Source organism: Bradyrhizobium genomosp. I (2014) (assembly GCF_000261685.1).
Lineage (GTDB): Bacteria > Pseudomonadota > Alphaproteobacteria > Rhizobiales > Xanthobacteraceae > Bradyrhizobium.
Genome location: NZ_AJQE01000252.1, coordinates 20,606 through 31,040, shown reverse-complemented (window position 1 = coordinate 31,040; position 10,435 = coordinate 20,606). Strand labels below are relative to the sequence as shown.

Here is a 10,435-nt window from a genome sequence, read left to right as displayed (position 1 = left end):
CTCGGCGCTGTTCGGCGGCATCTGCGTCACCGGCCTGATCGCACGCACCGCCACCAACATCCGCGCCGGCGCGCGCGGGCCGCTCGCGGGCATGCTGCATTCCGTGTTTCTGCTGCTGTTCATGCTGATCGCGGCGCCGCTGGCGAGCTATATTCCGCTGGCCGCGCTCGCCTCGGTGCTGGTCGTGGTGGCCTGGACCATGGCGGAGAAGCACGAATTCGCCACGCTCGTGCGCTCGTCGTGGGGCGATGCCGTCGTGCTGCTCGCGACCTTCCTGCTCACGATCTTCCGCGATCTCACCGAAGGCATCCTGGTCGGCTTCGCGCTCGGCGCGGTGCTGTTCATCCACCGCATGGCGGAGATGACGGGCATCGAGGAACGCGCGCCGCTGGTGGCCGCCGATCGCGCCGACGACGGCAATGGCGATCGCGTTCCCTACGATCCCGCGCTTGCGGTCGACCGCGACGTGCTGGTCTATCGCATCACCGGCGCGTTCTTCTTCGGCGCGGCCTCGGCGATCGGCGGCGTGCTCGACGGCATCGCCGACCGGCGCAAGGCTTTCGTCGTCGATTTCGCCGCGGTGCCGTTCCTGGATTCGACCGCGGCCAACGTGCTCGGCCGCGTCGCCGCCAAGGCGCACCGCCAGGGCATCCGGCTGTTCATCACGGGGGCCTCGCCCACGGTCCGCCGCGCGCTGCTCACCCATGGCGTCACGCCGCCGCGCGCGCGTTATCGCCAGAGCCTCGAACGCGCCATCGCCGACATCAAGGGCCCGGCCGCCGACGAGGCCACTGCGAGCTGACGACGCTGTTATCGCGCCGGCGTCCGCACCTTGACAGCGCCTGCTGGACGGGAAATGGATCGCCTTCCACGCTTCCAGAGGGACGGATGACCCTGACCAAGGCTCCTGCAGCCTGTCTGATCGGATGGCCGGCCGCGCATTCGCGCTCGCCGCTGATCCATCATTACTGGCTGCGCACGCTCGGCATCGAAGGAGGCTACGTCATCGAGGCGGTGCCGCCCGAGAACCTGCGCGATTTCGTGCTGCGGCTGTCGCTGCGCGGCTTCGTCGGCGCCAACGTCACCATCCCGCACAAGGAAGGCGTGCTGGCGCTGTCGACGCCCGACGCCCGCGCGAAGGCGGTCGGCGCTGCGAACACGCTCTGGTTTGCCGACGGTGAGCTGCGTTCGACCAACACCGATGTCGAAGGTTTCATTGGCAATCTCGACGCCAGCGCGCCCGGCTGGGGAGCGGCCGAGGAAGCGCTGGTGCTGGGCGCCGGCGGCTCCGCGCGCGCGGTCGTGTTCGGCCTGCTCGAACGCGGCATCAAGTGCGTGCATGTCGCCAATCGCACCGTTGCGCGGGCCGAGGTGCTGGCAAGGCAGTTCGGGCCGAACGTGCGTCCGCTGCCGTGGGACGCGATCAACGACGTGCTGCCGCGCGCAAGGCTTCTCGTCAACACGACCTCGCTCGGCATGCACGGGCAGCCGTCGCTCGATGTTGATGTCGCACGCCTGCCGCAAGCGGCGGTCGTCGCCGACCTCGTCTATGCTCCACTGGTGACGCCGCTGCTGGCCGCGGCGACGGCGCGCGGCCTGAAGACCGCCGACGGGCTCGGCATGCTGCTGCATCAGGCTGTGCGCGGCTTCGAGCTGTGGTTCGGCCGGCGGCCCGAGGTCACGGCCGAGCTGCGCGCACTGGTCGAGGCCGATCTCACAAAGTCTTGAGAGAATAGCGCGCGGCCTTCCGGAGTTCTCCATCCCATGGGGGCAATCGGAGACCGTCATGTCTGTTCAACGTGCAACTTTCACACGTCCACTGATCGCCGTCGCGATGGTGGCCGTCTCAACTTACTGCGCCTTTGCCCAGAGGGCGCCGGTGCCGACGCGCGTGCGCGGCACGATCGAGAGCGTCAATGGCGACACCATGCAGGTCAAGTCGCGCAGCGGTGAAGACGTCAGGCTTCACATCGCCTCCGACGTGAACGTGTCGGGCATTACCAGGATTTCACTCGCCGACGTCAAGCCGGGTTCGTTCATCGGTGCGACCACCGTGCCGGGACCGGACGGCAGCCAGAACGCGGTCGAGGTCCACGTGTTTCCGGAAAGCATGCGCGGCACCGGCGAGGGCTCCCGGCCCTGGGACCTCAAGCCGAACTCCAGCATGACCAATGCGACCGTGGCCGAAAGCGTCGTCGGCAATGACGGCCATACGCTGCTCGTCAAGTACAAGGACGGCGAGAAGAAGGTGTTCGTCGCCGACAGCACGCCGGTGGTGACCTTCGTGCCGAGCGACAAATCCGAGTTGAAGCCGGGTGCCAAGGTCATCGCCTTCATGAAGCAATTGCCCGACGGCTCCTTCGAGACCAGCCGTGTCAGCATCGGCCGCGACGGCCTGACGCCGCCGATGTGAGACGACGTGTCATTCCGGGGCGCGCACAGCGCGAACCCGGAATCTCGAGGTTCCGGGTCTGGTCCTTCGGACCATCCCGGAACGACGAGGGTTACATCGCAATGATATGATCGTCGATTTCGTCGATCCGGTTGACGCCGCAAAGGCCCATGGTCGTGAGCAGCTCCTTCTGGATGATGTCGATCGCCTTGGCGACGCCGGCCTGGCCGCCGGCGCCCAGCCCGTATGCATAGGCCCGGCCGATCATGCAGGATTTCGCGCCGAGGGCGAGGGCGCGCATCACGTCCTGGCCGGAGCGGATGCCGCCGTCGAACATGATCTCCATCTTGTCACCAACCGCGTCGACGATCTCGGGCAGCACCTCGATCGAGGACGGCGCGCCGTCGAGCTGGCGGCCGCCATGGTTGGAGACCACGATCGCCTGCGCACCGGTCCTGGCGGCGAGCTCGGCGTCCTCGACGTCGAGGATGCCCTTCAGGACCAGCTTGCCCGGCCAGATCGAACGGATCCACTCGATGTCGCTCCAGTTCAGCGAGGTGTCGAACTGCGAGCTGATCCAGGTCGAGAGCGAGGTGATGTCGTCGCTGACCTTCAGATGGCCGGCGAGATTGCCGAACGTGCGGCGCTTGCCTTGCAGCACGCCCGACACCCAGGCCGGCTTGGTGGCGAAATCGATCAGCTTCGACAGCGACCATTCCGGCGGCACCGTCATGCCGTTCTTGATGTCCTGATGGCGCTGTCCGATCACCTGGAGATCGACGGTCAGCACCAGCGCCGAGCATTTCGCCGCGATCGCGCGCTCGATCAGCGCCTTGATGAAGCCGCGGTCCTTCATGACGTAGAGCTGGAACCAGAACGGCTTCTCGACATTGGCGGCGATGTCCTCGATCGAGCAGATCGACATCGTCGACTGCGTGAACGGGATACCGGCGGCCTGCGCTGCGCGGCAGGCCAGGATCTCGCCGTCGCCGTGCTGCATGCCGAGCAGGCCGACCGGCGCGAGGATCAGCGGCATGGTCGAGGGCTCGCCGAGGATCGTGGTCGAGGTATCGCGCTTGGAGACGTCGACCAGGATGCGCTGGCGGAACTTGATCGCCTGCATGTCCTCGCGGTTGGCGCGCAGCGTTTCCTCGGCATAGGAGCCGCGGTCGCAATAGTCGAAGAACGCCTTCGGCACGCGGCGCTTATGCAGCGTGCGAAGATCGTCGATACAGGTGATGTGCTTCATGATGTCGTTTCCCCGGCCCGTCTTACTCGGAAGTCTTGCATCGGAAGATTTTGGGGTCATCTACCATGGTTGGATGCACAGCCAAATCGTTTACAGAACGTTTTGCAGGAGGGTGCCATGACGAGGCCGCACGCTGGACCGTCACCGGAAGAGGTCAAGGAAAAGCATGATCTCGAGAAGGCGCTGGAGGAGGGACTGGAAGAGACCTTTCCGGGCTCCGACCCGGTCAACGTCACCCAGCCGGCGCCGAGCCGCGAGGACGGCCATGTGAAGCGCTCCGGCTAGGGGCGGTTCCGCTCCGAACCGGCGCTCGGGCGGGAAACATAGGGTTAACAAGACCTTATCGAGCCGGCGGCGTCGCCGATTCAGTAACGATTGATCATATTTTTTGAAGCCAAGTTGGCCATGATGGCATTATAACAAGCCAGCAAATCAGGGATGCGGGGCCCCGCTCGGGCAGCCCGCGATTCTAGAGGGGATTCCCTGGTTGTTGCCTGGGGGACGATATGAGCCGCAAATATTTCGGGACGGACGGGATTCGGGGCCGCGCCAACGGACTGATCACGCCGGAGCTCGCGCTCAAGGTCGGCCAGGCCGCAGGCCTTGCGTTTCAGCGCGGTGAGCACCGCCACCGGGTCGTGATCGGCAAGGACACCCGTCTGTCCGGCTACATGATCGAATACGCGATGGTCGCAGGCTTCACCTCGGTCGGCATGGACGTGCTGCTGGTCGGCCCGATGCCGACGCCGGCGGTCGCGATGCTGACCAAGTCGATGCGCGCCGATCTCGGCGTGATGATCTCGGCCTCGCACAATCTGTTCGAGGACAACGGCATCAAGCTGTTCGGCCCGCAGGGCTTCAAGCTTTCAGACGACGTCGAGAGGCAGATCGAGCAGCTCCTCGACGAATCTCTCGACAAGAGGCTGGCGCAAAGTGCGAGCCTGGGCCGCGCCCGCCGTATCGACGGCGTGCACGACCGCTACATCGAATTCGCCAAGCGCACGCTGCCGCGAGATCTGTCGCTCGACGGCCTGCGCGTCGTGATCGATTGCGCCAACGGTGCCGCCTACAAGGTGGTGCCCGAAGCCCTGTGGGAGCTGGGCGCCGACGTGGTGCCGATCGGCGTCGAACCCGACGGTTTCAACATCAACAAGGAATGCGGCTCGACCTCGCCGGAAGCGCTGTCGAAGAAGGTGCGCGAGATGCGCGCCGATATCGGAATCGCCCTGGACGGCGACGCCGATCGCGTCATCCTGGTCGACGAGCGCGGCCACCTCGTCGACGGCGATCAGCTGCTCGCGGTGATCGCGCAGAGCTGGAAGGAAGACGGACGCCTGTCGCGCCCGGGCATCGTCGCCACCGTGATGTCCAATCTCGGGCTCGAGCGCTTCCTGAAAGGGCAGGGGCTCGATCTCGTGCGCACACCGGTCGGCGACCGCTACGTGCTCGAGCAGATGCTGAACGGCGGCTACAATCTCGGCGGCGAGCAGTCCGGTCACATCATTCTGTCCGACTACGCCACCACCGGCGACGGTTTCGTGGCTGCCTTGCAGGTGCTGGCCGTGGTGCAGAAGCTGCGCCGGCCGGTCTCGGAAGTCTGCCACCGCTTCGATCCGCTGCCGCAGATCCTCAAGAACGTCCGTCACAAGGGCGGCAAGCCGCTCGACGATTCCGACGTCAAGTCGGCGATCTCCGACGGCGAGAGGCGCCTCAACGGCCACGGCCGACTGCTGATCCGTTCCTCCGGCACCGAGCCCGTGATCCGCGTCATGGGCGAAGGCGAGGACCGCATCCTGGTCGAGGACGTCGTCGACACCATCGTCCTGGCGCTCGGCCAGGCGGCGGCTTGATGTTTTTCTTACCCTCCCCTGGAGGGGGAGGGTCGATCGCGCGAAGCGCGAGCGGGGTGGGGTGATCTCTCCGCTCGTGCACTGTTGGATGCGGAGAGACCGTCACCCCACCCCGTCTCATGTCTCGCTTCGCTCAACATGGGCCGACCCTCCCCTCCAGGGGGGTAAGCGACGAGAACACCCACGCATCCCAGCCATAAGCGATTGACGGTGGTTCCACCGCCGCTTGCATCGTAATGAGCCGATGCGGCGGTTCGCCGCGCCAGCCGGGGCCGCCCCCTTGAACAAGCCTGTCGTCGTCCCTGAGAAAACGCTGACCGAGCCCGTCGTCGTCAGCGACGTGACCCCCGCCGCCGCCAAAGCGGCAGGGCCGGCTTACATCGTGCTCGCCGGCATCAGCTTCTCGCACTTTCTCAACGACACCATGCAGTCGCTGATCGCTTCGGTCTATCCGATCCTGAAGGACACCTACGCGCTCGACTTCGCGCAGATCGGCATGATCACCCTGGCCTTCCAGTTCACGGCCTCGCTGCTCCAGCCTGTGGTCGGGCACTACACCGACAGGAAGGCACAGCCCTATTCGCTGGCGATCGGCATGGCCTCGACCTTCTTCGGCCTGCTGCTGCTCAGCGCCGCGCAGCAATATCTCGTCATCCTCGTCGCCGCCGCACTGGTCGGCCTCGGCTCGGCGGTGTTTCATCCGGAATCGGCGCGCATCGCGCGGCTCGCTTCCGGCGGTCGCTACGGTTTTGCGCAATCGGTGTTCCAGCTCGGCGGCAGTTTCGGCACCTCGATGGGACCGGTGCTGGCGGCGTTGATCGTGGTGCCGTTCGGTCAGGGCAGCATCGCCTGGTTTTCCTCGATCGCGTTCCTCGCGATCCTCATCCTCTGGCGCATCGGCCGCTGGTATGCGCCGCAGATCAAGGCGAAGAAGGCGGCCGCGGCTCAGGCCCATCCTGACGCGCCGAGCTCGCGCCGGGTCGCGGTGGCGCTGCTCGTACTGGTCGCGCTGTTGTTCTCAAAACAGCTCTACGTATCGAGCCTGTCGAGCTACTACATCTTCTACCTGATCGATCGTTTCGGCGTGTCGACGCAGGCAGCCCAGATCTATCTCTTCATCTTCCTCGCCGCGAACGCCGTGGGTGCGTTTCTCGGTGGTCCGTTGGGGGACCGCTTCGGCCGCAAGATCGTGATCTGGATATCGATCCTGGGCGCGCTGCCGTTCACGCTGGCGCTGCCCTATGCCGGCCTCTACACCAGCGCCGTGCTCAGCGTTGCCATCGGTCTGATCATCTCCTCGACGACGTCGTCGATCATCGTCTTCGCGCAGGAGCTGGTGCCGCACCGCTTCGGCATGATCTCCGGCGTGTTCTTCGGCGTCGCCTTCGGCATCGGCGGCCTCGGGGCCGCCGTGCTCGGCAAGCTCGCCGACCAAACCTCGATCGAGTTCGTCTACCAGGTCTGCGCGTATCTCCCGGCGATCGGGCTGCTCGCGGTGTTCCTCCCCAGGCTGCCGCAGCACGCGCGTTAACGCATTCTCACTCGCTGCGTTGCGGCTTCACACATCGTTAGGAAATGCGGCGAAGGCGCCGCATTTGGCGCTGCATTTCTGCAACGCCGGCGCCGCATCCGCGTGTGCGGTGAGAAAAAATCAACCTTAAAAATTAGGGTTAAGTGGCGCTTAAACATTTGCTGCCATCGTCCCGGTCGTGAGTTTCCAGAACGTGGGGCGCCCGTCTTTGCCTCACCGGCCAAAAGGACGAAGCAATGCGTAGCGTTAAGTCTCTCCTTGCCGCGGGTGCGGCAACCCTGATCTCGTCGATGGCGTTCGCCGCCGACATGCCGATCGCCGCGCCCCCTCCCATGTACGCGCCGCCCGCTCCGCCCGCCGACTTCGGCGGCTGGTATCTGCGCGGCGACATCGGCATGACCAACCAGAGTGCCAAGAGCATCGAAAGCGCCCTGCCGGCCGGGTATTCGAAGACGACGGAGGGCCTCGGCTTCGACTCCTCGCCGCTGTTCGACCTCGGCGTCGGCTATCGCTTCAACAACTGGTTCCGTGCCGACGTGATCGGCCAGTATCGCGGCAAGGCGAACCTGCACGGCAGCGACAACGTGGTTGGACCCGGCTTCGTCGGCGTCAACAACTACACCGGCAGCAAGTCCGAGTGGGTCGTGATGGCCAACGCCTATGTCGACCTCGGCACCTGGTGGTGCATTACCCCGTTCATCGGTGCCGGTGTTGGCGGTTCCTACAACAAGATCAGCGGCTTCCGCGACGACGGCGTGTCATACAGCCCGGGCCTCAACAACAGCGTCGCCTACTTCGCCGACAACGGGAAGTGGAACTTCGCCTGGGCGGCCCACGCCGGTCTCGCCTACAAGGTCAATCCCGGGTTCACCGTCGAACTGGCCTACAGCTACATGAATCTCGGCGATGCGGCGCCCGGCAACTACCGTTTGTTCGACAACAGCGCCTCCGGCCCGACCTCGATCAAGATCAAGGAGCTCACCTCGCACGACGTCAAGCTTGGCGTGCGCTGGGATCTCAACAGCCCGCCGGCCTACATGCCGCCGCCGCTCGTCACCAAGGGCTGATCGGCAGCCTCATCGCTTAACGTCTCCTGACGGCGCGGGATCATCCCGCGCCGTTTTGCTTTGCGGATTTTTCATGGCCCGACAGGGACGAACACGTCTGACGCAACCATTGGTTAAGGTTAACAGGCCATGATCATCGCAACAGTTCGAGTCCGATGGAGCGTTGCGATGCGTAAGCTGATGGTTGCGGCGGCGATGTTGGGGACGGTGTCTGCCGCGCACGCGGCCGACATGCCGGACCTGCCCGTGCTGCGCGGCGGCTTTACCGACGGCCTGTCGAAGACGACCCGCAACTGGGATGGCGCTTATGTCGGCGGCAGCGCCGGCTACACGACCGACGCCACCGATTTCAGCCAAAGCGTGGTCGGCCTGACAAACTACATCTTCCGCGACAGCGTTCTGCAGCAACCGACCGCGAACTGGTCGCTCATGAACAAGACCAACACGCAAGGCGTCAATTTCGGCGGTTTCGTCGGCCGCAACTGGCAATGGTACGATGCCATTCTCAGTCTTGAGGGCACCTACAGCTACTTCAACAATCTCCACACGCAGACGAGCGGTCACAACGCGCTCGTCATCACCAACCCGCCCGGCGATAATCCGCCCGCCGGCACGACCGACAACTATAACGTGACTTTGACCGGCACCGCCGCGGCGCAGGTCAAGGACATGATTTCGCTCCGTGGCCGCGTGGGGTGGGATGGCGGCGATTTTATGCCGTATGCCTTCTTCGGCGCTGCGGTTGGGCGGATGGACGTCTCCCGCACGGTGACGAGCGATGTGACGCTCACGCAGATCGTGACGGACGCAGGCGGTACGACCACGGCCACTACGTACGCTGTTCCGGCGCAGTCGCAGACTCAGAGCCAGCACAGGACCAACGCCTTCGCTGTGGGTTGGACTGCGGGCCTCGGGCTCGAATATTGCATTTGGGACGGGTTGTTCGCGCGCGTTGAATACGAATATGTGAGATTCTCGCCCGTCATGAACACGCAGGTCACGCTGAACAACGCGCGCGTCGGGCTCGGCTACAAGTTCTGAGCCGTCCGCTTCCTGTTGACAGCCTCCTCGCCTCCTGATGCTCTGTCGACCGAAGACGGGGCGGCGGCGATGAAGATCTACGGCGACAGCAATTCCGGAAACTGTCTGAAGGTGAAATGGGTCTGCGACAAGCTCGCAGTGCCCTACCGGTGGATCGAGATCGACACAAGCAAGGGCGAGACGCGCACACCGCAGTTCCTCAGGATGAACGGTGCCGGCCAGGTGCCGACCGTCGAGTTCGACGACGGCCGCACGCTGGCACAGTCCAACGCCATCATCCGCTATCTCGCCCGTGACAGTGCGCTCATTCCGCGCGACGCCTTTGCTGCGGCCAAGATGGACGAATGGCTGTTCTGGGAACAGTACAGCCACGAGCCCTATATTGCGGTGTGCCGCTTCCTCCTCATCTACCTGGGCAAGGGGGTATCCGAGCTCGATCCCGAGAAGGTCAAGCGCGGATATGCGGCGCTCGATCGTATGGAGCAGCATCTCTCCGGCAGCCGCTTCTTCGCCGGCGATGAGGTTTCGCTCGCGGACGTGTCGCTGCTCGCCTATACGCGCCTCGCGCATGAAGGTGGCTTCGATCTCGGCCGCCATGCGTCCGTCCGCCGCTGGATCGGCGAAGTCGAAGCGTTTCTCGGCCTTTCGCCGGCGCGCTGAGTCCGGAGTTGTATGACATGAATGCCGAAACCGTCTCCATCCGTCCAGCGCGCCGCGAGGACGTCGCCGCGATCGTTGCGATGCTCGCCGACGATCATCTCGGCCGCGCGCGCGAACGCGTGGAAGATCCGTTGCCCGCCTCCTATTACGACGCATTCGCACGGGTCGAGCGCGATCCGAATCTCACGCTCGTGGTTGCTGAGAGCGCGGGCAGGGTGGTCGGCTGCCTGCAGCTCGCGATCCTGCCGGGGTTGAGTTCGCAAGGCGGCGTGCGCGGCCTGCTCGAGGACGTTCGCGTTGCTTCCGATTGTCGCAGCCGCGGCATCGGCGAGCAATTGGTGCAATGGGCGGTCGCGGAAGCGAAGGCGCGCGGCTGCAATCTCGTCGAACTGTTGACGCATCAGACGCGCGTCGATGCGCAGCGCTTCTACAAGCGGCTCGGGTTCGCTGCGAGCCATGTGGGCATGACTGTCCGCTTTTGAGGCAGCGGAAGCGTTTTCGAGCGAAGTGGATAACGGTTCGCGCAAAGAAAACCCGTCAATACACGAATCCGGAGTCCCGTTCCGATTGTATCGAAATGGGGCTCTGGCCGCGAGCCTTGCGCGATCAGCAAATTCGGATTGCGCATTCGTTCATCTTAATGGG

Annotated in this window: 11 protein-coding genes; 10 read left to right on the top strand and 1 reads right to left on the bottom strand. The window is 64.7% G+C overall.

The annotated features are described in order from the left end of the window. From IC50_RS23735 to IC50_RS23725, 3 genes are all read left to right on the top strand, one after another. A partial coding sequence (locus IC50_RS23735; RefSeq protein WP_035710389.1) for a SulP family inorganic anion transporter occupies positions 1-802 on the top strand: 802 nt, incomplete at its 5' end. A gap of 86 nt (positions 803-888) precedes the next feature. Further along, positions 889-1,728 carry a shikimate dehydrogenase gene (locus tag IC50_RS23730; protein WP_035710388.1) on the top strand — a complete coding sequence of 280 codons (840 nt, stop codon included), beginning with the start codon at positions 889-891 and terminating at the stop codon, positions 1,726-1,728. Positions 1,729-1,786: 58 nt separating this feature from the next. Beyond that, a complete protein-coding gene (locus IC50_RS23725) occupies positions 1,787-2,413 on the top strand; it encodes a hypothetical protein (RefSeq protein WP_035710387.1) in 627 nt (208 codons plus the stop codon). A gap of 91 nt (positions 2,414-2,504) precedes the next feature. Here the strand turns inward: IC50_RS23725 and IC50_RS23720 are convergent, their stop codons facing one another. Continuing rightward, positions 2,505-3,641: an alpha-hydroxy acid oxidase gene (locus IC50_RS23720; RefSeq protein ID WP_035710385.1), complete on the bottom strand. Its 1,137-nt coding sequence runs from the start codon at positions 3,639-3,641 to the stop codon at positions 2,505-2,507. Positions 3,642-3,758: 117 nt separating this feature from the next. Here IC50_RS23720 and IC50_RS42560 point away from each other — a divergent pair, with 117 nt between their 5' ends. The 7 genes from IC50_RS42560 to IC50_RS23690 all read left to right on the top strand — a co-directional run bounded on the left by IC50_RS42560 (position 3,759) and on the right by IC50_RS23690 (position 10,272). Next, entirely contained in the window at positions 3,759-3,926 is a 168-nt protein-coding gene (locus IC50_RS42560; protein WP_193374146.1) for a hypothetical protein, read from the top strand. A gap of 221 nt (positions 3,927-4,147) precedes the next feature. Beyond that, complete coding sequence (gene glmM, locus IC50_RS23715) at positions 4,148-5,491, top strand: phosphoglucosamine mutase (RefSeq protein WP_035710383.1); 1,344 nt, start codon at positions 4,148-4,150, stop codon at positions 5,489-5,491. Positions 5,492-5,771: 280 nt separating this feature from the next. Next, positions 5,772-7,022 carry an MFS transporter gene (locus IC50_RS23710; protein WP_035710381.1) on the top strand — a complete coding sequence of 417 codons (1,251 nt, stop codon included), beginning with the start codon at positions 5,772-5,774 and terminating at the stop codon, positions 7,020-7,022. A gap of 236 nt (positions 7,023-7,258) precedes the next feature. Beyond that, on the top strand, positions 7,259-8,089 hold the full coding sequence (locus IC50_RS23705; protein WP_035710379.1) for an outer membrane protein: 831 nt from the start codon (positions 7,259-7,261) through the stop codon (positions 8,087-8,089). A gap of 168 nt (positions 8,090-8,257) precedes the next feature. Next, positions 8,258-9,130, top strand: coding sequence for an outer membrane protein (locus IC50_RS23700; protein WP_035710377.1), 873 nt, complete (start codon positions 8,258-8,260; stop codon positions 9,128-9,130). Positions 9,131-9,199: 69 nt separating this feature from the next. Next, entirely contained in the window at positions 9,200-9,790 is a 591-nt protein-coding gene (locus tag IC50_RS23695) for a glutathione S-transferase family protein (RefSeq protein WP_035710374.1), read from the top strand. A gap of 17 nt (positions 9,791-9,807) precedes the next feature. After that, positions 9,808-10,272, top strand: coding sequence for a GNAT family N-acetyltransferase (locus IC50_RS23690; RefSeq protein ID WP_035710371.1), 465 nt, complete (start codon positions 9,808-9,810; stop codon positions 10,270-10,272). Positions 10,273-10,435 lie beyond the last annotated feature (163 nt).

Excerpts from the sequence above, each read along its gene's own strand:
- IC50_RS23690 (WP_035710371.1), top strand. The coding sequence starts at position 9,808 with ATGAATGCCGAAACCGTCTCCATCCGTCCAGCGCGCCGCGAGGACGTC.
- IC50_RS23700 (WP_035710377.1), top strand. The coding sequence starts at position 8,258 with ATGCGTAAGCTGATGGTTGCGGCGGCGATGTTGGGGACGGTGTCTGCC.
- IC50_RS23705 (WP_035710379.1), top strand. The coding sequence starts at position 7,259 with ATGCGTAGCGTTAAGTCTCTCCTTGCCGCGGGTGCGGCAACCCTGATC.
- glmM (WP_035710383.1), top strand. The coding sequence starts at position 4,148 with ATGAGCCGCAAATATTTCGGGACGGACGGGATTCGGGGCCGCGCCAAC.
- IC50_RS42560 (WP_193374146.1), top strand. The coding sequence starts at position 3,759 with ATGACGAGGCCGCACGCTGGACCGTCACCGGAAGAGGTCAAGGAAAAG.
- IC50_RS23730 (WP_035710388.1), top strand. The coding sequence starts at position 889 with ATGACCCTGACCAAGGCTCCTGCAGCCTGTCTGATCGGATGGCCGGCC.
- IC50_RS23720 (WP_035710385.1), bottom strand. The coding sequence starts at position 3,641 with ATGAAGCACATCACCTGTATCGACGATCTTCGCACGCTGCATAAGCGC.
- IC50_RS23695 (WP_035710374.1), top strand. The coding sequence starts at position 9,200 with ATGAAGATCTACGGCGACAGCAATTCCGGAAACTGTCTGAAGGTGAAA.
- IC50_RS23725 (WP_035710387.1), top strand. The coding sequence starts at position 1,787 with ATGTCTGTTCAACGTGCAACTTTCACACGTCCACTGATCGCCGTCGCG.